The 20,248-nt window shown below is 70.2% G+C and carries 19 protein-coding genes; 12 read left to right on the forward strand and 7 right to left on the reverse strand.

Going from position 1 to position 20,248, the window contains the following annotated elements; all coding sequences use genetic code 11:
- The first annotated feature begins 340 nt into the window (after positions 1-340).
- The 5 genes from OG948_RS38665 (at position 341) to OG948_RS38685 (ending at position 5,672) form a co-directional block, all read left to right on the forward strand.
- On the forward strand, positions 341-1,048 hold the full coding sequence (locus OG948_RS38665) for a response regulator transcription factor (protein ID WP_331773441.1): 708 nt from the start codon (positions 341-343) through the stop codon (positions 1,046-1,048).
- Positions 1,045-2,637, forward strand: coding sequence for a HAMP domain-containing sensor histidine kinase (locus OG948_RS38670; RefSeq protein ID WP_331769654.1), 1,593 nt, complete (start codon positions 1,045-1,047; stop codon positions 2,635-2,637). Before OG948_RS38665 ends, OG948_RS38670 begins: the two co-directional genes overlap by 4 nt.
- Positions 2,634-3,185, forward strand: coding sequence for a hypothetical protein (locus OG948_RS38675; RefSeq protein WP_331769655.1), 552 nt, complete (start codon positions 2,634-2,636; stop codon positions 3,183-3,185). Before OG948_RS38670 ends, OG948_RS38675 begins: the two co-directional genes overlap by 4 nt.
- Positions 3,186-3,591: 406 nt before the next feature.
- The gene (locus OG948_RS38680) at positions 3,592-4,032 is read left to right on the forward strand and encodes a hypothetical protein (protein ID WP_331769656.1); all 441 of its coding nucleotides are present in this window, start codon (positions 3,592-3,594) and stop codon (positions 4,030-4,032) included.
- A 359-nt stretch (positions 4,033-4,391) separates the two neighbouring features.
- On the forward strand, positions 4,392-5,672 hold the full coding sequence (locus tag OG948_RS38685; protein ID WP_331769657.1) for a bifunctional GNAT family N-acetyltransferase/ATP-binding protein: 1,281 nt from the start codon (positions 4,392-4,394) through the stop codon (positions 5,670-5,672).
- 441 nt (positions 5,673-6,113) lie between these two features.
- Here the strand turns inward: OG948_RS38685 and OG948_RS38690 are convergent, their stop codons facing one another.
- A complete protein-coding gene (locus OG948_RS38690; protein WP_331769658.1) occupies positions 6,114-8,267 on the reverse strand; it encodes a PQQ-dependent sugar dehydrogenase in 2,154 nt (717 codons plus the stop codon).
- A gap of 712 nt (positions 8,268-8,979) precedes the next feature.
- Between OG948_RS38690 and OG948_RS38695 the strand changes: the two genes are divergently transcribed.
- The 3 genes from OG948_RS38695 to OG948_RS38705 all read left to right on the forward strand — a co-directional run bounded on the left by OG948_RS38695 (position 8,980) and on the right by OG948_RS38705 (position 12,654).
- The gene (locus OG948_RS38695) at positions 8,980-10,548 is read left to right on the forward strand and encodes an alpha/beta hydrolase (RefSeq protein WP_331769659.1); all 1,569 of its coding nucleotides are present in this window, start codon (positions 8,980-8,982) and stop codon (positions 10,546-10,548) included.
- 43 nt (positions 10,549-10,591) lie between these two features.
- On the forward strand, positions 10,592-10,753 hold the full coding sequence (locus OG948_RS38700; protein WP_406300535.1) for a hypothetical protein: 162 nt from the start codon (positions 10,592-10,594) through the stop codon (positions 10,751-10,753).
- 788 nt (positions 10,754-11,541) lie between these two features.
- Positions 11,542-12,654: a serine hydrolase domain-containing protein gene (locus tag OG948_RS38705; protein WP_331769660.1), complete on the forward strand. Its 1,113-nt coding sequence runs from the start codon at positions 11,542-11,544 to the stop codon at positions 12,652-12,654.
- A 512-nt stretch (positions 12,655-13,166) separates the two neighbouring features.
- On the opposite strand, the gene OG948_RS38710 is transcribed toward OG948_RS38705, so the two are convergent.
- Positions 13,167-13,436, reverse strand: a complete 270-nt coding sequence (locus OG948_RS38710) for a hypothetical protein (protein ID WP_331769661.1) — start codon at positions 13,434-13,436, stop codon at positions 13,167-13,169.
- Positions 13,437-13,876: 440 nt separating this feature from the next.
- Here OG948_RS38710 and OG948_RS38715 point away from each other — a divergent pair, with 440 nt between their 5' ends.
- Positions 13,877-14,026, forward strand: coding sequence for a hypothetical protein (locus OG948_RS38715; protein WP_406300536.1), 150 nt, complete (start codon positions 13,877-13,879; stop codon positions 14,024-14,026).
- A gap of 15 nt (positions 14,027-14,041) precedes the next feature.
- On the opposite strand, the gene fdxA is transcribed toward OG948_RS38715, so the two are convergent.
- Positions 14,042-14,395, reverse strand: coding sequence for a ferredoxin (gene fdxA, locus OG948_RS38720; RefSeq protein WP_331769662.1), 354 nt, complete (start codon positions 14,393-14,395; stop codon positions 14,042-14,044).
- Between the two features lie 96 nt (positions 14,396-14,491).
- Here fdxA and soxR point away from each other — a divergent pair, with 96 nt between their 5' ends.
- Positions 14,492-14,956 (forward strand): redox-sensitive transcriptional activator SoxR, encoded by a 465-nt coding sequence (gene soxR, locus OG948_RS38725; protein ID WP_331769663.1) that lies wholly within the window; start codon positions 14,492-14,494, stop codon positions 14,954-14,956.
- A gap of 266 nt (positions 14,957-15,222) precedes the next feature.
- Here soxR and OG948_RS38730 read toward each other — a convergent pair whose 3' ends face one another.
- The 4 genes from OG948_RS38730 to OG948_RS38745 all read right to left on the reverse strand — a co-directional run bounded on the left by OG948_RS38730 (position 15,223) and on the right by OG948_RS38745 (position 18,700).
- The gene (locus tag OG948_RS38730) at positions 15,223-15,972 is read right to left on the reverse strand and encodes an N-acetyltransferase (RefSeq protein WP_331769664.1); all 750 of its coding nucleotides are present in this window, start codon (positions 15,970-15,972) and stop codon (positions 15,223-15,225) included.
- A gap of 297 nt (positions 15,973-16,269) precedes the next feature.
- Positions 16,270-16,665, reverse strand: coding sequence for a VOC family protein (locus tag OG948_RS38735; protein WP_331769665.1), 396 nt, complete (start codon positions 16,663-16,665; stop codon positions 16,270-16,272).
- Positions 16,666-16,874: 209 nt separating this feature from the next.
- Positions 16,875-17,525 (reverse strand): response regulator transcription factor, encoded by a 651-nt coding sequence (locus OG948_RS38740; protein WP_331769666.1) that lies wholly within the window; start codon positions 17,523-17,525, stop codon positions 16,875-16,877.
- Entirely contained in the window at positions 17,522-18,700 is a 1,179-nt protein-coding gene (locus tag OG948_RS38745; protein ID WP_406300537.1) for a sensor histidine kinase, read from the reverse strand. The genes OG948_RS38740 and OG948_RS38745 overlap by 4 nt, the downstream gene beginning before the upstream one ends.
- Positions 18,701-18,832: 132 nt before the next feature.
- Between OG948_RS38745 and OG948_RS38750 the strand changes: the two genes are divergently transcribed.
- Both OG948_RS38750 and OG948_RS38755 read left to right on the forward strand, forming a co-directional pair.
- A complete protein-coding gene (locus OG948_RS38750) occupies positions 18,833-19,558 on the forward strand; it encodes a methyltransferase (RefSeq protein ID WP_331769668.1) in 726 nt (241 codons plus the stop codon).
- Positions 19,555-20,241: a DedA family protein gene (locus tag OG948_RS38755; RefSeq protein ID WP_331769669.1), complete on the forward strand. Its 687-nt coding sequence runs from the start codon at positions 19,555-19,557 to the stop codon at positions 20,239-20,241. Before OG948_RS38750 ends, OG948_RS38755 begins: the two co-directional genes overlap by 4 nt.
- Positions 20,242-20,248 lie beyond the last annotated feature (7 nt).

Consider the following 20,248-nt stretch of genomic DNA (forward strand, 5'->3'; position numbering starts at 1 on the left):
TCATCGATATTCCTGTCTCGATATCCCGGGTCTTCGTTCGACTGCTCGCCGAGCCAAACACGTTCGGGTATCGAAACCGGAGGCTGTCATCGTCTCGTCACATATCGCGCACAGATCCGTCATCCCGGGACCATACGGTGGTCAACGAGGCTCTGAGCTGTGCGAGCAGGCGTCAACACACCCGCCAACCGGCCCGGGACAGGGTCGCTACCGCGAAATCCGTCGTAAAGTCGAACGGCACCGCAGACCGCCGTACCCACCTCACCACAACGTCTTCGGACGGCCCGGACACAATCCCCCATAATCCGCCGTGACGACTCAGCAGGGAATTGTCACCACCATGCCACGCGTGTTGCTTATCGAAGACGATCCCGCGGTCCAAAGAGGCGTCGGTATCGCACTGCGACGGCGCGGCCACGAGGTCGCCGTCGCACCCACCGGAGAGGCCGGGCTCGCCACCCTGGAGGACTTCCGCCCCGATCTCGTCCTGCTGGACCTGATGCTGCCGGGCATCAACGGCCTGGAGGTGTGCCGCCGGATCCGCGAACGACACCAACTCCCGATCATCATCCTCACCGCCCGCGGCGACGACATCGACATCGTGGTCGGCCTGGAGGCGGGCGCGGACGACTACGTCGTCAAGCCGGCCGGCGGCGAGGTCCTGGGCGCCCGGATCAAGGCCGCCCTGCGCCGCGCCGTTCCCGCCGACATCGAAGACGGCGCCGCCGAGGACCCGATGGCGCCCCGGGTCGACCGGTACGGCGAGTTGACCATCGACCGGGCCGCGCTCATCGTGTCCAAGAACGGTACCGAGCTCGCGCTCGCACCCTCCGAACTCAAACTGCTGCTGTACCTGTCCGCCTCCGCCGGGCGCGTCTACAGCCGCGACATCCTCCTCGAACGCGTCTGGGAACACAGCTTCGCCGGCGACGCCCGACTGGTGGACGCGTGCGTGCTGCGGCTGCGCGGGAAGGTCGAGGACGACCCGCGGCGCCCCCGCTACGTACAGACGGTTCGCGGCTTCGGTTACCGATTCGGACCGCTGTGACCGAGCCCGATGCGCGTGCCACGACCCGGTCGCCGGGACCACTCGGACGCCGGCTGTCGCCGCGCGGTCTGCGCCCTCGGTTGATCGTCGCCTTCCTCCTGGTCGCCGCCTTCAGCGCCCTGACCACCTCCGCGCTGACGTTCGACCGGGCCCGCGACGCGATCCTCGACCGCACCCAGAGCGCCGCGACCGACGAACTGCGCGCCCAACTCGACGCGCGCGCGCCCGACCTGCCGTACCCGCCCAGCACCGAGAACCTGCGGGAGTTGACCGTCCTGCTCGACCGCGCGGGCACCCCGCGCAACTGGCGCACCCACGTCTCCTACCAGGACGGCCCGCTCGTCCCCGCCCAGCCGCCCGGCACCCCCGGCGCGGTCACCGCGGCGCTGCGATCCGCGGTGCTGCGGCAGAACGGCGCGGTGGCCCAACGCGTGGCGGGGGCGGACGGCCCGTGGCTGGTCGTCGGGATGCCGATCCTGCACGCGGGACCGGACGACACCCCCACCCGGATCGTGGTGTACGCCGAAATGTCCCTGCGCGGCGAGCAGGCCGACGTCCGCGCTCTGGTCACCGCGGCCCGCTACGGCGCGATCCCCGCCGTCGCACTCGCCCTCGTCCCGGCGCTCATCGCCGCCGCGCACGTCCTTCGTCCGGTACGCCGGCTGCGCGCGGGCGCCCACCGCATCGCCGAGGGCGAGCTCGACACCCGCATCCCCGTCCGCGGCACCGGCGAACTCGCGGACCTGACCGCGACGTTCAACACCATGGCCGACACCATCGAACGCGACGCCACCGAACGGCGCCGCCTGGAGGCCGGCGCCCGGCGGTTCGCGGCCGACGTCTCCCACGAACTGCGAACCCCGCTCGCGGCGATGGTCGCCGTGACCGAGGTCCTCGACGAGGACACCGCCCATCTGGGCCCCGACATCTCCGAAGCGCTTCGACTGGTGGCCGAGGAGACCCGCAAACTCGCCCGCATGGTCGAGGACCTGATGGAGATCTCCCGCTTCGACGCCGGGGCCGCGATCCTGCACACCGACGAGGTCGACGTCGCCACGGCGGTACGCCGGACCCTGCGGGCCCGCGGCTGGACCGACCGGGTGGAGACCGAACTCCCCGACGGTATCCGCGTCGTGCTCGACCCACGGCGCTTCGACGTCGCCCTCGCCAACCTGGTCGGCAACGCACTGCGCCACGGAGGCAGCCCCGTGCGCGTCGTCCTGCGCCGTGCCGACGACCTGGTCGCCATCGACGTCCTCGACCGTGGCCCCGGGTTGGATCCGGCCGTGCTCCCGCACATCTTCGACCGCTTCTACAAAGCCGACTCGGCCCGGACCCGATCCGAGGGCAGCGGCCTGGGACTTGCCATCGCCCGCGAGAACATCCACCTGCACGGCGGCACCCTACGAGCGGCCGACGCCACGGACGTGGGCACCGTGTTCACCATCGAACTCCCCCTCGTGCCGCCGGCCGCCGTGCCGGACCCCGGACCCCGGACACCTCGACGACATCGGCGCACACGCAACCGATCACGACGCGAGCCCGCGTCGTCGGGCGCGGTCGGACACCGACGTACGGAGGATCAGTGAAGCTCGCCACCGCCGTGGTCGCCGTCTTGGCCTCCCTGGTCGCCGGATGCGGCATCTCCAGCACGAGGCCACACGGAGTCGGCCCCCCTGCCAGCGGCGTTCCCCAGGTCGGCACCGTGCCCGACCGGGCTCGTCTGTTCTTCGTGTCCTCCGATGGTGTCCAAGCGGTGTCCCGACCCACCGACACGTCCCTCGACCCCGGCCAAGCGGTCGCAGTGCTCCTGAAGGGACCGACCGAGACCGAACGGCGGCAGGGATTCTCGACCGCCCTGGCGGACGTGGCCGGCCGGGTCGGCGTCGACACCGGGGACGGCACGGTCACGTTCACGCTGCCCCTCGACGCCGGCCGAATGCCCGTGGAGGGGATCCACCAGCTCACCTGCACCGCGGCCAACGCCCGCGTTCCGGGCGGCCGACCCGTCGCCGACGTCGACATCAACTTCCGCGAACTCGGCAAGCTGGGTGTGTGGGGCCCGTTGCACTGCAACATCGCCGGCTACTACGCGCAACCCGAAGGGGCCCGCTCCCCGGGGCACTTCTCCGGCTGAGACTCTCGGACGTCGTACAGGCAGGTGGCGTGGAAGTCGTCGCCGAGCCCGCCGACCAGGTCCGTGCCGCGTAAACAGGTCAAAACCGTCAGGGGGCCGGTGAGGCGCGCCAGGTGAAGCCGGATTTCGCGCATGGCAGCGGCAGACCACATGTGCGGGCGGCGGATCGCGGCGGTCCGTTCACCGCACTCGGGATGCGGTGGACATGGGTGAAGTTTGTCGCAGCGGAGGTTCACGGGTTCTCGTGGGCAAGCCGGCAACGGGAATGTGATTCGCCTGCGGAGGTCCGGTTGCCCGGGAAGGCCGTCCGGGCCGCCGCCGGCCGAGGTTGGGCCGTGAGCCGTCGAATGTCCCGGCAATGGGCCTGGTGCACCGCGGTGGCGGCCGGGCAGGCTAGTTTGCTCGGGTGACTCTCCTTGATGATGTGGCCGAGCGCGACGGCCGGCGCTGCTGGGTGTGCGACGAACCGGTCGACCCCGACGTATCGGTGAACGACCCGCGGGGGCCCAGTGTCGACAGCCGGACCGCCGACCGGAAGGCCAAGGTCGCCGAGCGGCTCGCGCACCGCGGGTGCAACACCCGCAAGGGCGCGGTCAAGGTGGTCATCGCCTGGCCGGACCACCTGTACGTGGTCGAACCCGCGCCGCTGATCACCGTTGCCGGGAGACTGGAGCGCAAGGGCGGCCGGGAGATGGTGGGCCGTTGTCCGACCAGGAAGGACGCCCAGGAGGCGGCGGATTGGTTGGTGGACCGCTTCTCCCGACTGGTACCGGGGCTGCCGGTGACCGCCGACATCGAGGCGGGCGGCGGTCAGTTCCTCGTCATCCTGGCCACCGGCCGCCGCTGACCACGTGCCGCCCCGGCCACCTTGAAGCGGGTGTCGCGGCCGAGGTCGAGACGAAGCCGTCGCCGGTGACGATGTGCGGGTGCTCGACGGCGGGTGCTCGACGGCGGGTGCTCGACGGCGGGTGCTCGTGCATGGGACGTACACGACGGCGGAGATCGCGAACATCGCGGCGGCGACCGGGAGCCGGATCCACACGGAGCGTGACGGATGCAGGCCGGTCGCCAACCCTTGGCCGTCGGGATCCGCATGGCCGTCGGGGATCCGCGCGTTCGACGGGAATCGTGCCGCGCGTTCGACGGGCGGGCGACCGGCGCGGACAATGGACGGGTCGGGGGTGAGTTGCCGACGAGGTGGATTCGATGCCGACCTGGCGATTGCGGGACTTTCGCGACGACGACCTCGACGGCGCGGTCCGGATCTGGGATCAGGGTCGGCAGGCGGACGATTCGCTCCCGGTGTTCCCCGTCTCCGAGGTCATGTCCGCGGCCGGGGCGGGCGCGCCCGCCGTGGTCGCGGTGGTGGACGACCTCGTCATCGGCATGGCGGTCGCCCAGGAGCAGGGCGACCGGGCCTGGATCACGCTTATCGCGCTCGCCGGGACGTGGCGCCACCGCGGCGTCGGCAGCGCCCTGATCGCGGGGCTGGAGCGCCGCCTGCGCCTGCACGGCGTCCGCCGGATCGCCGCGCTGCTCGCTCCGGGAGCAACCGGGACCACGGCACTGGAGAACTCCGGCTACCGCACGCGCCCCGGGCTGATCCTGTACGAGAAGGTCGAGCACTTCGGCGCGAGCGACGCGGGCCTGCTCGCCGAACTCGGCGGCCGGGTTCTCCCGCGGGGACTGTGGGAAGCGCTCGCCGGCATGACACGCGAGAAGGAGGCCATCGAGCGGCGGATCGTGCTGCCGCTGGCCGAGCCCGTACTGGCCGACCGGTACGGGGTGACACCGCCCAAGGCGGTCATCCTCTTCGGACCGCCGGGTACCGGCAAGACCAGCTTCGCCCGCGCCGTCGCCTCCCGACTGCAATGGCCGTTCGTGGAACTCTTCCCCTCGCGGCTCGCCGCGGCCGCCTCGGAGGGACTGGCCACCTCGCTCCGCGACACGTTCGCCGACCTCGCCGAACTGGAGACCGTCCTGCTGTTCATCGACGAGGTCGAGGAAATCGCCGGCACCCGCTCCGGCAACGCCGTCGACCCGGGCCACGGGGTCACCAACGAACTGCTGAAACTGATCCCCGGCTTCCGCGACCACGACGACCGCCTCCTGATCTGCGCCACCAACTCCGTACGCTCCCTCGACCCGGCGTTCCTGCGCCCCGGGCGGTTCGACTACGTCATCCCGGTGGGACCCCCCGACTCGGCCGCGCGCGCCGCGATCTGGCGGCGCTACCTCGGCACCGCCGCCCGCGATGTCGAACAGCACCGACTCGTGGAGGCGAGCGAGATGTTCACACCCGCCGACATCGAGTCCGCCGCCCGCAAGGGCGCCCACGCCGCGTTCGAACGCGAAGTCGACGACCGCCGTGACGCCCCGGCCACCACACAGGACTACCTCGCCGCCATCGCCGACACCCGGCCCACCCTCACCGACCGGGCACTCACCGAGTTCAACGAGGACATCGAGCGCTACGAACGCAGGTGAAACGCGGTCATCGCCGGGAGGCCGGAGTCCCGATCGCCGACGCCCTCTCGAAATCCGCGTCGTGACCGTGAGGCACCTGGCCTGGGCACTGCGGCCCCTGCCGGTCACCGAGTTCGCCCGCTACCTCGGCATCCCCGTCGGCACCCGCCCGCATGACGCGGGCCCACATCACCGGGGCGGTGTGCCACACCCACAACCGGGTCGGTGTTCGCCTGGTCCTCATCGACGAGACCCCGCCGCCTCGACCCCCGCACCACCACCGGCGCCGAAACCGCCGACCCGCGAGGCACAACTCGCCGGACGGGCCTGTCCGGTCGACTGCGGGCGTTCCCGGCGCGGCTCGGAGAACGCGAACCGTTGGCCCTTGGTGCCGGTGTCGCCCGCGCCCCACGCCGGTGGTGGTGAAGTGTCCTGACCCGCCGAACCGTCCCCGGCGCGGGTCTACTTGTCGGGGATGGTGGCGTTGTCGGGGATGGTGGCGTTGTCGGCGAAGGCGGTGCCGGTCGGCTCGAACTCGCCGAGCCCTGGGCCGAATCGGCCCGAGTAGACGATGTCGATCAGCAGGATCCGGTCGTTGCCCGCCGTGCCGTCCTTGTCCGTGGACGTGGTGAGCCAGATGTCCCCGTCGGGGTCGACCTCCACGGTGCGCAGCCGGTCGTACGTCCCCTCGAAGAACGACTTCTGCTCGACCAGGTTCGAGTTGGAGTCGATGCGCAGCCGGTAGACTCGCTGACCCCGAGTCGTGGCCACGAACACGTGGTCGTTGATGATGGTCAGGCCGCTCGGCGAGGCGGACGACACCGGCCAGGTCTTCTTCGGCGCGATGTATCCGGAGCAACTACCCTCGGTGCCCTGACAGTCGGGCCAACCGTAGTTGCCGCCTTTCTGGATCAGGTTGACCTCGTCCATGATGTTGTCGCCGAACTCCGCCTGCCAGAGGCGTCCCTTGGAGTCGAAGTCCAGTCCCTGCGGGTTGCGGTGCCCGATGGACCAGACGGCATTGCCGAACGGGTTGTCCGACGGGATCGAGCCGTCCGGATTGATGCGCAGGATCTTGCCGTTGAGGGAGTTCTTGTCCTGCGCCCGGGAGTCGTTCTGGGCATCGCCCATGCCGGCGTACAGCTTGCCGTCGGGCCCGAAGCGAAGCCGCCCGCCGTTGTGGTAGCGGCTCTTGGCCATGCCATCGAGCAGCACCTTGTAGCCGCTGAGCGTGTTGTTCTCCAGCTTCATCCGGGCGATGCGGTTGCCGTCGGACGAGGTGTGCAGGAAGTACACGTAGTGGTCGGTGGCGAAGTTCGGGGAGACCTCCACGCCCATGAGGCCGCCCTCGCCGCCGGTGGTCTGGGAGTTGGGCACCTTGCCGAGCTGTGTCTTCTGGCCGGACTTGGTCAACCGGTAGACGTTGAAGGTGTTCCGCTCGGTGTAGATCCCGGAGCCGTCCGGCAGGAACGCCACGCCCCAGGCGACGTCCACACCGCCGGCCAGGGTTTTCACGGTGCCCGGGTCGGGGGTTCCGCCCGGTTGGGAACCGGCGGTGGTGACGCTGATCTCCGGGCCGAACGCCGACCGGTTGCCCTTGGCGTCGAAGGCCCGCACCTTGAACCTGTACGTCGTATCGGCCTTCAGGCCCGCGACGGTCGTGGTCGCGGTTTCCGAGGTACCCGCGGCGACGCCGTCGCGATGGATCTCATACCCGGTGACCTTCACGTTGTCGGTGGACGGCGTCCATGCCAGGTCGACGCTCGTCGCGGTCTTTCCGGTGGCGCGAAGCCCCTGCGGGGCACTCGGCGCCTCGCCGTCGGGCGGCGCGGGCAGCGTGGCGATGGTGACCACGTTGCTGGCGTCGGAGACGTTCGGGACGGCATCGCGCGCGAAAACGGTCCAGTCGTAGCTGGTCTCGGGCGTCAGGCCGGTCACCGTGGTGGCCTGCGTGGAGCCGTCGACCTGCTTCATGAGCTGGCCGTGCTGGTAGACGTCGTAGCCGGTGACCTTCACGTTGTCACTGGCCGCGTCCCAGGCAAGGGACACGGAAGTGCTGGTCGGCTCCTTGTCCTTGCGCAGGTTTCTCGGGGCCGTCGGCTTCTCGGTGTCGGTCGGACCCTGCGGGGTGACGATCAGGCTGTCGAGGTTGGGGCCGTCCACACCCGAGGTGGTGGCGCGGATCTTGTTGGTGCCCGCGGCCAGTGCCGTCGTGACGGAGGCCGTCTTCCAGGTCGTCCAGGCACCGGTTCCGGGGAAGGAGAGGTCGCCGGCGGCCTGGGTGCCGTTGACCGCGATGTCCAACGGCCGGTCGGCGGAGGTGCCGTTGGCGTAACGGAAGTCGAGCTTCGTGGCTCCCGGTTGCTCCGCCTCGACGGTGAACTCGACGTACGCGTCGGACACCACGTCGAAGTTCACGAAGCCGGTGCCGGTGTGGCCTGCGTGGTTGGACTCCACCTTGCCCTTGACAACATGGGCGGCCTCGGCCTCGTACGTGGCCGCGCGAGGGAGGGGAGCGGAGTGGGCAGCGGGCAGGGCCACGCAGAGCGAGGCGGTGGTGGCCGCGGCCACCAGGGCGCCGAACGCCCTGGACGGCCGGGATTTGATGCATCTCACGGTGTCCTCCAGCGAAGAGGGGCTGAGCGCACGGCGGCTCAGCAGCTCGTGGTGCCGCCCGGGCGGGTCCGCTGCGAAGGTCTCGCGGCAAGCGACTTCCGGCAACGGGCGGTCACGCGGGGGAAGTTGGCGCTGGACCTCGATAGTTAGGAAACTTTCCTAACTGGTGATGGAGCACGTTAGGCCTCGGTTGTGCACCTGTCAACGGGTCACGCGCCACTCGATGCGCGGGTCCACTCCCGACCGCGCCTCGGTCACGCCGCCGAATCGCCGCATGAGGCCTGGAAGCGAGTACCGAGCCGCGCCGCGCGCACAGGGCCTCGTTCGTGACGGTCGTTCGGATGACTGAATACATCGCCGGGAGCCGGCAAGTGAAGCCGCCGATGGAGCGGATCGCGGCATTGGACTCGCTCGGCAACCCGTCGCGGCCGTGTACGGACCCCACGACCTCGACACGGACTGAACGACCGACGGGGACGGGACATCGTCCCCACCTCCGCCGCCTGGGACAGCCGGACGGCAGGCGGGTTCTCTCGATGGGGGGCGGGCGGTACGTGCGCCGATCCGAGGCCGATCGGCGACGGAGGCGAGGCGGCGTCCCGGTCCGGTGGGGGGCGACGGTGTGGGGTGGAGCCGGTGGGCCAAGTGCCCCCGTACCAACCTCGGTTCGGGGGGTGACGCGGCACCCGCCCCTTCTCTATGGTCTAGACCTATGACGAGACGATTAGGCAATGCCGTGCGCGGAGCAGTGGTGATCGCGCTCACGGCCACGCTGACCGCCGCGATCCCGGCCGAGGCCACGCCTTCACGACCACCGACGCTCACCTGGACGACCTGTCCGCCCGACCCCAACGGCGTCCCCGTCGACCCGCGACTACGGTGCACGACACTGCGCGTACCGATGGACTACCGCGCCCCGGCCGGCCCGACGATCGAGATCGCGGTGTCCCGGCTGGCCACGGCCAAGCCGGGGCTGCGCCGCGGCATCCTGCTGCACAACGCGGGCGGGCCCGGCGCGGCGAGCCTGAACCGGCCGAGCACGTTCGTCAACCTCTATCCACAGGACGTTCTGGACCGCTTCGACCTGATCGGCTTCGACCCGCGCGGTCTCGGCTACAGCACGCCGATCACGTGTGGACGCACCACCCAAATCACCAACGAGCGCCTCTTCCCGTTTCCGGCCCCGGACGGATCGATCGCGGACAACGTGGACTTCGCCCGTGGTCTGGCGCGCGACTGCCTCGCCAACGGCGGCGCCCTGATGCCGCACGTGACCACGGCCAACACCGCGCGCGACATGGACCGGATCCGGATCGCCCTCGGCGAACGCAAGCTCTCCTACCTCAGCGCTTCCTACGGCAGCTACCTGGGAGCGGTGTACGCCGAACTCTTCCCCGACCGCACCGACCGGATCGTCCTCGACGCCAACGTCGACCCCAACGTCACGTGGCACGATCGATGGGCGTCCTGGGACCGCGGGTTCGACACGCGGTTCGGGGACTTCGCCGCCTGGGCGGCCGAACGGCACGACACCCTCGGCCTCGGCACCACCCCCGCCGCCGTACGCCGGGGCTACCTCGACATGGTCGAGCGCCTCGATCGCTCCCCGGTGCAACACCCCGGAGCGGGCCCGGTCACCGGCAACCTGTTCCGAGCCATTTATCAGGCGTACTCCTACCACACCCTCCAGTTCCCGGAAGTCGCCGCGTGGTGGCGGTTCCTCGCCGGCGCCGGGCCGCCTCCCACGTGGGGCGAGTGGCCGACCACGCCCGGCATCCCCCGGGACAACGACACAGCCGTACTGCTCGCGGTGACCTGCGGAGACAGCCGCGCCCCGCGCGACATCGCCCACTACCAGCGCGAAGTCACGCTCAACCGGGCCCTGTTCCCGATCCTGGGCGGCATGGGCACCAACATCTGGCCGTGCGCGTTCTGGCCCGACCCGGTCGAACCGGCGGTACGGATCACCGACCGCGGAGCGACCGACATCCTCCTGCTCCAGACCACCCGGGACCCGGCCACGCCCTATGCGGGCGCACTGGGCATGCGCATCGCCCTGGGCAAGCGGGCACGCATGATCATCGTGGACGGAGGAAACCACGGCGCCTACGACCCCGAGGCGCCGTCCTGCGCGCTCACCCGAGTACACAGCTTCCTGAGTACCGGAGCCCTGCCTCCACGCGACCTGTTCTGCTTCCACGACCCGTCGACCACACAGGACGGAAGCCCGCTTTCCGGCGCAACCCTCCACACGCGTCGCCCACCGATCGGCCCCTTCTGACCCCAACTCACCGAGCCCGCCCGTGTCCGCATGGTCGAGGTAGGTGTTCGCCGCTGCCTGGAGTGCGGTGCGGTGGAACGCGGCGCCGACGTTCTTGAACGCGTCCTGCGGCAGCGCCGGGACGGTCTCGGGATCGGGCGCGGTGGACAACCGGCCGCAGGTGGTCTCGACGGTGGTGCCGTGGGCGGCACACCAGGCGCGGTAGGCCTTGCGGGCCGGCGCGGCCCGGACGACTGGCGCAGAATCGCGGTGCTGATCGCCTCCCACAGCGACGGGTTGGGCCCCCGCGCCACCGTTCCCAGGGTGCCGAGCGCCGCGCCCAAGGGGCAGGCAGCGCCGGGAGTTCGTCGACCCCGGTGACGACCGCGGCGGGTTGGGCGTCGTCCTTGCCCTCGACGATGTCCAGCCGCAGCCCTCCACCGGATCGAAGACGGCCGGTCACAGCCCGGAACCGGTGGTGTCCAGCAGGCGGGCGCGCGAGCCCCGCGGATCGGTGGTCCAGGCAGGATGGTCCGATCCGGGGTGGCCGACTTCGTCACATTGCCGGTGATCGATCTCGAACGCCCGCGACCGGCGCCGCAGCTACCTCGCCGCCCCCACCACCTGCGCGCGGAACACGCGGACCTGCGCGTTGCGTTGGAGGGCATCGACCACAACCCCGCGACCGCGGCCGGCCCGCCCCCGTCGGGGCGTGGATCAGTGACCGGTGTCGGGCGTGGGCGGTGGACGCGATCGGTTTGTCGGATCGGACTGCTCGAGGCGTTGAGGGTGGTGTGGAACTCCGGCCAAACCACGCCGCCTTCGACGACGGGCACGCCATGTGGCCCGCCCATTCTTCCCGCGCCCGTGTGTGCGGACGTCGTGGCGGGGTGGGGGTAGCCCCCGGCGGATACGGCCACGAGCCCCATCGTCAGTGGGCTGCGTTGCCCGGCAGGCTTGTTGCCAACGGGGATCGGCCCCGAGATTCACAGCTCGGAAGAATCGGGGGCGGGGATGAAGCGCGTGCACCGGGTGTTGGTGACCGCGGCGACGGCTTTGGCGGTGGTCGCGGTGCCGTCCGCCGCGCTTGCGTCGCCGGAGAAGGCGGATCGCAGCGGGTTGCGGAAGGGGCTGGACGACATCACCGCGAACGGCGCCGTGGGTGCCCTGATGGAGGTGGCCGGCGACGGCGGCGTGTGGCGGGGCACGAGTGGTGTCGCCGCATTGGGCACGACGCGGGAGATGCCGGCGCGCGGCCGGTTCCGGGTGGGCAGCATCACGAAGACGTTCGTCGCCACCGTGGTCCTGCAGCTCGTGGACGAGGGCTGGTTGCGCCTGGACGACACGGTCGAGAAGTGGCTGCCCGGTGTCGTCCCCGGAGGGGATCGGATCACCGCGCGGCAGCTCCTCAACCACACGAGTGGGGTGCCTGACTACCGTCGGACGCTGCCGATGCCGCCGACGCCGGAGTTCGAGGCCGACCGGTTCCGGACCTGGTCCGCGATCGAGCTGATCCGGCGGGCGGTGGCCCAGGCGCCGACATCCGAACCGGGTTTGGAGTACGCGTACTCCAACACCGGCTACCTCCTGCTCGGCGAAATCATCCGGAAGGTGACCGGCCGGTCGTATGCCGAGGAGATCGAGCGCCGGATCATCGAACCGCTGCAGTTGAGCGGCACTTTTCTGCCGGGGACGTCGTCGCGCATTCCCGGGCCGCACCCGCACGGCTACATACCGGTACAGCGCGGTGACGAGACGCAACTCGTCGACTTCACAAAGATGAATCCGTCGCTGATGGGCGCGGGTGGCGAGATGATCTCCACGACGAAGGATCTCAACCGGTTCATGGCCGAACTGGTCGGTGGGCGCCTGGTGCCGAGTCACCTGCTCGACGAAATGAAGACAGCGGGCGTCGAGGGGAGGAAGTACGGGCTGGGACTGCAATGGCAGGACACCTCGTGCGGGGTTCGCATGTACGGCAACGACGGCGATGCCCTGGCCTACCAGGCCTGGTCGTTCACCACGCAGGATCGGCGCCGTCAGGTCACGATCGCGCTCACACCCGACTTCCGCGGTGATCCCGACGACGCCGTCGAAGCCCTCCTGGACGAGGCGATCTGCGGCTGACCGTCGACCGGCAGGCCCTTGTCGACGGGGGCCTCTCCGCGTCAGGGTGAGATGGACGTTTGGTGATGGTGCCGCTCCCGGTGGCCCGCGGCAGCACATGCACCGGGTGGACGCGGGGAATCTCGGGCAACGCAAGCAGGGCGCGCAGGACGTTCCCGCTCCGACGCCCGGGAGTTGGTCGACGGCGCCGACCAAGAGCAGGTGGGCGCGGACGCGGACGCGGTCGAGGATTTCGGCGGCCGAGCGCGCGTCACTGGGCCTGTGCCGCCGGTGGATCGATGGCAGGAGGTAACTCGCCGCCGCTTGGAGCACCTCCCGCGCACCATACTTCCGTTCCTCGCCCCATGGAAGATCGCCACCCCCACGGACAAACGTCGCGCCGACGGTGGTGGGTCTCGCCGCCGGACACGATGCGCTCGTTCGTGCCGATGCGGGTGGCGATTCGACCGCGAGCGTTCAGGCCGGGACATGTCGCGTGGTCGTCGGCCGCGGCCATACCGCAGGGGCCGTCGTTACAGTCTTGCGATGCACCCTTCGTAGGTCAGTACGGCGTATTCCCCGGCCAATCCTTGGCCCCATCCCTGCTCCATGCCCCAGTTGTAGGCCGCGGTGGCGCGGTCGCCGCAGTCGGCGACCGTGCGCGGCTCGACCTGGGGCTGGTTGGGGATGGAGAGGTCGGGTTTGGGTGGGGTGTGCCCGGCGGCGACCGCCGAGCCGATACCGCCGCACAGTACGGCGACGGAAAACATACCGACGGCAAGTGTGCGAGACAGACGATTCACGAACTACACGATCCTTTCATCGAGAACGGGCGTCGATCATGGTCGGGCGTCCACCTATCCGGCGGGCACCCGAACGGAAGCCACGATGTCGGTTGCCGAATCGATGCGACACTCGCGAAAGTCGGTCGCGGCAGTCCGATGGGAGAGCGCCCAACGTACTGAAGTCGGTGGGCGACAGCCGGAGCAGCGTCGTCCGACGTGCCGAACAGGTGTCTCCTCCTGGGCGGATGAGATCGCGCGACACCGTGAGTTCGTCCGTCGAGCGAAGGGCTCCCCGTGAATTCCGACCCGCCCCCGCTCGGTGCGCTGTCCGCGGTGTGCTGGGTGCGCCGGCGTCACGCCGCACCCTACTCGTTCGGGGCGGGGTCGGCCGGCATCGGGTGTTGGCGAGGCGTTCGGCGAGATGGCTCGCGAGTTCGAGCAATTGTCAAGATCTGTGAATGGGGTGGGGACGCCGCCTCGGGCTGCGCCGCGCCCGTCCCGAAACGAAGGGCATCTTGCTCCGCCACGTGGCGAGTTGCCGGCGGTGGCCGGACGCCGTCGAGGACTTGGTGGTCGACGCCGTCAGCGTCGTCGGGGGCGCGCTGTGAACGGCCCCCGGGTCGTCAGGGCTTGGGCGGGATCGCAAAGGGTGAGGAGACGGCGCCCTGGGGCGGCAGTTGCGCCACGATCGGGTGGTCCCGTCCGATCGGACCGTGCTTCGAGCTGCCGCCGGGGGCGCCGAGGTCGGCGAAGAACTCGGCGTTCGCAATGTTGAAGTCGCGCCATTCCTCCGGTGTGTCGTCTTCGAAGAAGATCGCTTCGACCGGGCACACCGGCTCACAGGCACCGCAGTCGATGCACTCGTCCGGGTGGATGTAGAGCATGCGCTCTCCCTCGTAGATGCACTCGATGGGGCACGCCTCGATGCATGCCTTGTCCTTGACGTCCACACAGGGCGCGGCGATCACAAACGTCATCGAACTGCCCTCCTCTCCGGGGTCGTTCCTGCTTGCCGTTCCGACGCAGCCGACCGTAGGGCCTCAAGTAATGTTGAGGTCAACAGGAGGCTTCGCATGACGAGTTACCGTTCCGGTGAGGTTCGAGCAGGCCCGGACGACCGGCTGAGCATCGGCGAGGTGAGCGCCCGAACCGGGGCGGCCGTCTCCGCTCTGCGGTTCTACGAGGAGTTCGGCCTGATCGCGTCCGAACGCGACGATCGCAACCAACGCCGCTATCCGCGGCACATGCTTCGCCGAATCGCATTGATCTCGGTGGCGAAACGCATCGGAATCCCGTTGCTCGACCTCCGAGAGGCGTTCGCCGACGTGCCGCTCGACCGTCCGCCCAGTCACCGGGAGTGGCAGCGCGCCTCGCGCGGCTGGAGGCGTCGGCTGGAGGAGCGTCGGCAGACCATCGAGCGCCTCGAGGCCGAACTCACCGGGTGTATCGGCTGCGGATGCCTCTCGATGAAGGCATGCGCTCTGCTGAACCCCGGCGACACACTCGCCGGGGATGGCGTCGGGCCCCAGCGACTGTGAGAGACCGACTGTCGCAACGAAGAGAGCGACGAGGGCGTGGCTTCTTCTCCATGCTCTGCGTGATGGACATCCTCTCGAGGACGCGTAGCCCTCATCCAAGGTGTCCGCCAAAGCGGGTCAAGCCCGGTTTCGGACCGTGCCGGAACACGGACGGTGCCCGAACACGTCCGGCGCCGGAACAACCGGACGAGCCGAGCGGACTTCACGTGCCGGCGCAGCGGTCCTCGGCCGGCGCCGACCGCGGGTCCGGCGTTCCGCCGATCCGGTCAAAGCCGGTGTCGCACCCATACGTTCGGCTCGACGTAGACCGCGTTGTCGCGCTCCGGGTCGCAGCGCACGGCCGCGAGTGCGCCGGGTACCACCACGTCCCCGGCCTCGTCGAACGGGAGCCCGGTCCACTCACGCCACTGCGCCGGTGTCGCGGAGATGGTCATCGACGCCGAGGCCACCTTCTCGATCACCGCGCCGGCGCGGACGTGTACCCGCAGCCAGGCGTCGTGGGGCAGCCCGTCCTCCTCGCGGACCCGGAAGGCGTACTCCGGCATCGACGCGTGCGGTTCGTGGTGTTCGGCGCTCGGCCGCACGGGGGCTACGACCTCCGTGAACCCGTGTGCGCGGGCATTGGCCCGCATGGCGCCGAGCATTCGCCCGGAGAGCCCGAGCCCGCCCAGATCGGGCCGTACCGCGATCTCGATCGCGCTGACCAGGTCGGGCACGGCACCGTGTCGGCGGTCGGCGAACGCCCACACCACCACCTCGTCCCAGCCCCGATCGGGCAGTACGCCGCGCTTGGGATGGTCCATCCGGAACGGGACGCAGAGCCCGCGCGCGGCGAGCGCGCCGTCGGCATCGGTGGCCACCAACACGTATTCCGGGAACTCCTCGGCGATCGACCCGGTGTAGGCGTTGGCCACCAGGTCGTGGCGCATGAACTCAGGCCGGCCGTCCGGCATCTCCCATAGGACATCGGACAGCGCGGGTCGTTCGGCGAGGGTGGTGATGGTGTTCCGATCCATGATCGGCACCCTGGTGCCGCGCCCGGCACAAGAAGACTCCAAAAGGGCGCGGAACACCGCGGTGACCACGACGCCCCCGGCCGGCCCGAACGCCGCCGGTCATCGGCCGTACGGCGCGGCACACGTCGCCTGGTTCCCGCATCAGCTGCCGGACGAGCCCGACTCCGCGACGACCTCGCCGCCTTCGTCGATCCTCGCCTCCGCCGGCGTCCGGGCGGACAGCGAACGGCGCGCCCGAACCAGCCGGGGAAATCGTCATTTTCGGACACACCCAACGTCGATTCGACGCGCGGCCGGCTACCGTGTCGTGTCCTCGTTTCCGATCCTGAACAAGTTGCCGTCGATGTCGACCAGCGCGAACTCCACCATCCCGTAGTCGGTTTCCGACGGCGGGACGAGGCGGGGGGTTGCCGTCGGGTCGCCGCTGATATCCAGCCGATCCCACTCCTCGTACACCCGGGCCACGGCATCGTCGAGGCGCAGGTAGACGGCGCCGGCGTCCTTGCGCGGGTCCATCGCCGGGGTGTGCGAGAAGTGCACCTCCACGTCGTCGCGGCCGACGATCAGGTAGCCCTCCTCCGGATAGTGGCCGTCGACGGTGAACCCGAGCCGGGTGTAGAAGCCGATCGTGGCCCGGAGGTCACGGCTGGGAAGGATGGGGGCGGTCCGGCCGGTCAGTCGGACATCGGACATGTGGACTCCCTGGGAGTGTGAAGTGGTCCGGAGGGACCGGGTCTTGTTGCGGACGGTTGCCGTGCACGACGCGAGCGGAACGGCCACCCCATCCTCCGCCACGCGTCTGACACCGACGGAAAACCGACGGAAGACCGACGGAAGACCGACGAAGAACCGACGAGCCGAAGGCTCCGCGATCCCCCAAGACTCCGCCGCGGGCGCCCACGTCACCGTGTGCGGCCGGCGTCGCGGGCCACCAGGGCCGCCTGTACCCGATTGCTCACCTCCAGGGTGGTCAGGATGCGGCTGACGTGGGCTTTGACGGTGCTTTCGCGCATGCCGAGCGCACCGGCGATGTCGGCGTTGGTGGCGCCTTCGGCGAGGAGTCCCAGGACGTCGCTCTCCCGTGGGCTGAGGCGGCCGATGCGGCGTTGCGCGGCCTCCGCCTGGGGACGGGCCGCGTGGTGGTAGTGGTCGATGAGGCGGCGGGCGGCGCTTGGATGGAGCATGGCGGAACCTGCGGCGACCAGGTGGACGGCGCGCAGGATCTCGGTGGGGTCGGCGTCCTTGAGGAGGAAGCCGTCGGCTCCGGCGGCGAGTGCGTTGTAGACGTACTCGTCGAGGTCGAAGGTGGTCAGGGTGATCACCCTCGGGGGGCGGGGCAACGCGCGCAGACGGGCGGTGGCGGTGATGCCGTCCATGCGGGGCATGCGTACGTCGACCAGCGCGACATCCACCTGGTGGGCGGCGGCCTTTTCGATGGCCTGCAGGCCGTCCGCGGCCTGGGTGACGACTTCGATGTCGTCGTCGCCTTCGAGGAGGTCGCAAAGGCCGAGACGGACGAGGGCGTCGTCGTCGACGATCATGGTGCGGATCACGAGTGGGTGCCGTCCTGTTCGGTGACCGGGCCGTTCGTGGTGACCGGGTGGGGGATGCGGGCGGTGATCTGCCATGCGCCGGCCCCGAAGGGACCGGCGGTCAGGCGTCCGCCGAGGGCTTCGACCCGCTCGGTCAAGCCGACCAGGCCGAAGCCGGAGGCCACCGTCGCGACGGGCCGCGTGGCGGCGGTGTTGGTGACCGAGACCAGGGTGGCGGGCGGTCCGTAGTGGACGCCGATGCTCACCGCGGCGTCCGGCGCGTGCTTGCGGGCGTTGGTCAGGGCCTCCTGGACCAGGCGGAACACGGCCAGCCGATGGGCCGCGGGAGCTTGACCGGGGTAGCCCTCGAAGGTCGCCTCGACCCTCTGCCGGGCGTCGCGAGCCTGCTCGATCAGCTCTTCGACCTCGCGAACCGCGCGTGTGGGGGCGATCGCCGCGCCGGCCGCGTCCGGGTCCCGCAGGGCTCCCAGAACGTCACGCAAATCGGCGAGCGCCTCGGTGGACGCGGTCCGCAGCAGGGCGACGCGTTCTGCGACCGGGTCCGGCAGGCGCTCCTTGCGGGTGGTCAATACACCGGTGTGCAGAGCGATCAGGCTCAGGCGGTGGGCCAGGACGTCGTGCATCTCGGCGGCGATTATGGTGCGCTCGGTCAGCCGAGCGGCCTGTTCGCGCAGTTCCCGTTCGGTGCGCAGGTGTTCGACCCGGGTGGCCAGGGCCTCGACCAGGCGGCGCCGATTGCCCGCCCACAGGCCGAGTACGACGGCCAGGAGCAGAAACAGGGCCGGACCGTAGGTGCGAGTGGCCCACAGGCTCGTCGGCGGTTGCAGGAGCGCGTTGACGGCCAGGGCCGCGGCCACACCACCCACGGCTTCCTTGGTGTGGGCGCGCGAGGCGAGTCGGAAGAGCACGACCAGCAGTGGCAGCACCACTCCCCAGCATCCGGCGGCGGCCACCGCGACCAGCGCGACCGGGACCGGTCGGCGGTGGCGCAAGGCGAGCGACAGTCCGGATACCAGGGCCGCCACGACCATCGCATGCAGGAAGCTGCCGTCGGACACGGTGAAGGCTTCCTGGACCGACAACGCGGTCACCGTACCCACCAAGGCGGCCTCGGCCCACCATGACCAGTGGGGCCGATCCGGCCTCGGGTCGTGGGACCCGCTGTTCGTACTCACATGGAGCAGCGTAGAAGGCCGGCTGCCCGGCCGACATCGACCACCGGACACGCCGACCCCGTACTTTCGTAGGGGTTCGCCGTGGCACAACGAGGGATCTGCGGGTGAAGGCCCGTTCATAGCCTCGAAGCCATGGACGATCAGGCCAATCCGAACGACCGTATCCTCGCCCGGCGCGGGGCCGAGCGCTGGGTGTTCCTCATCGAGGCCCTTCGAGACTTCCGCACCACCGGCGCCGTTGCGCCCAGCAGTCGCCGTCTGGCGGCCCTGCTCACCGATCCGGTACGCGAGCAAGCCGGGCGGCCGTTGAACATCCTGGAAGTCGGCGCCGGGACAGGGTCGGTCACCCGCGCGCTCATCCCGCTGGTCGCCTCCGGCAGTCGCCTGGACGTGGTGGAAGCCAATCCTCGCTTCGCCGCCGGCCTGCGTCACCTCGTCCGCACGCATCCGCATCCGGCGGCGGCACATCGGGTCCGCGTGCACGAGAAGCTCATCGAACGCCATCGGCCCGACCACCGTTACGACGTGATCGTCTCCGGTCTGCCCTTCACCAACTTCGCGCCCGAGCAGGTACGGGCGATCATGGACCGGTATCTGGAGCTGTTGCACCCGGGCGGAGCACTCACCTACTTCACCTACCTCGCCACCGGACCCGCACGTCGACTGCTCGGCTCTCGCTCCGACGTCTCCCGGCACTGGGCCGTCGAACGCGTCCTCACCGACTTCCAACGCCGCCACGCCACCGGTCGCTGGACCGTGTGGGGCAATGTGCCCCCCACCGCGGTGTGGCAGTTGCGGACCCCGCTGCCCTCCACTGCGCCGCGCCCGCTACCCGCCCGGGCCGGAGCGAGCCGTTGAACGCGCTCGTCGACCTGCTCACCCAGGTGTCCGCCGTCACCGCGTACGCCCTGTTGGCCGCCGCGGTATGGGCCGAATCCCTCCTGTTGGTCGGGGTCTTCGTCCCCACGCTCACTCTCCTGTTGAGCGCCGGTGCCCTCGCGCGCGGTGGTCGCTTGGATCTTCCCCTCGTCATCGGTGTCGCCGCAGCCGCCGTGGTCGCCGGGGACGCGTCGGCCCACCGCACCGGGCGTCTGCTGGGCGGTCGCCTGCGAACCGGCCGCGTCGGGCGTCGCATCCCGGCCGCCGCATGGCAGCGTGCGACGGCTCTCATGGACGCGCGCGGCGGACCATCCATCCTGGTCTGCCGCTTCCTGCCCGTCATCCGTACCCTGGCCCCGCATCTCGCGGGCGCCACCGGTCTGCCCTACCGGCGCATGGCCCCCTACAGCGTGATCGCGGCACTCGTGTGGGCCGGCCTGGAAGCCGGCACCGGGTACCTGGCCGTCACCTCGATCGAGCGCCTCGTCGCCATCGGCGGCACCGCGATGGCCGCCCTCGCGTCGACAGCCGTCCTCGCCCTCGCGTTGTGGACCCTCCTTCGCCGACGAAGGACCAGCGCGCGAACCCGGCAACCGGCGGCGATTCCGCCGACCGAAAGGGGCGGTTGTCACGGGCATGTGCACACTGCCCAACCCCGGTGAAAAGAGT

Origin of the sequence: Embleya sp. NBC_00888 (genome assembly GCF_045207655.1) — a bacterium.
GTDB lineage: Bacteria > Actinomycetota > Actinomycetes > Streptomycetales > Streptomycetaceae > Embleya.

Coding starts and splice junctions, on each gene's coding strand:
- soxR (WP_331769663.1), top strand. CDS start 14,492: ATGACGAGTTACCGTTCCGGTGAGGTTCGAGCAGGCCCGGACGACCGG.
- OG948_RS38685 (WP_331769657.1), top strand. CDS start 4,392: ATGCCGACCTGGCGATTGCGGGACTTTCGCGACGACGACCTCGACGGC.
- OG948_RS38730 (WP_331769664.1), bottom strand. CDS start 15,972: ATGGATCGGAACACCATCACCACCCTCGCCGAACGACCCGCGCTGTCC.
- fdxA (WP_331769662.1), bottom strand. CDS start 14,395: ATGACGTTTGTGATCGCCGCGCCCTGTGTGGACGTCAAGGACAAGGCA.
- OG948_RS38695 (WP_331769659.1), top strand. CDS start 8,980: ATGACGAGACGATTAGGCAATGCCGTGCGCGGAGCAGTGGTGATCGCG.
- OG948_RS38705 (WP_331769660.1), top strand. CDS start 11,542: ATGAAGCGCGTGCACCGGGTGTTGGTGACCGCGGCGACGGCTTTGGCG.
- OG948_RS38750 (WP_331769668.1), top strand. CDS start 18,833: ATGGACGATCAGGCCAATCCGAACGACCGTATCCTCGCCCGGCGCGGG.
- OG948_RS38665 (WP_331773441.1), top strand. CDS start 341: ATGCCACGCGTGTTGCTTATCGAAGACGATCCCGCGGTCCAAAGAGGC.
- OG948_RS38735 (WP_331769665.1), bottom strand. CDS start 16,665: ATGTCCGATGTCCGACTGACCGGCCGGACCGCCCCCATCCTTCCCAGC.
- OG948_RS38715 (WP_406300536.1), top strand. CDS start 13,877: ATGGGGTGGGGACGCCGCCTCGGGCTGCGCCGCGCCCGTCCCGAAACG.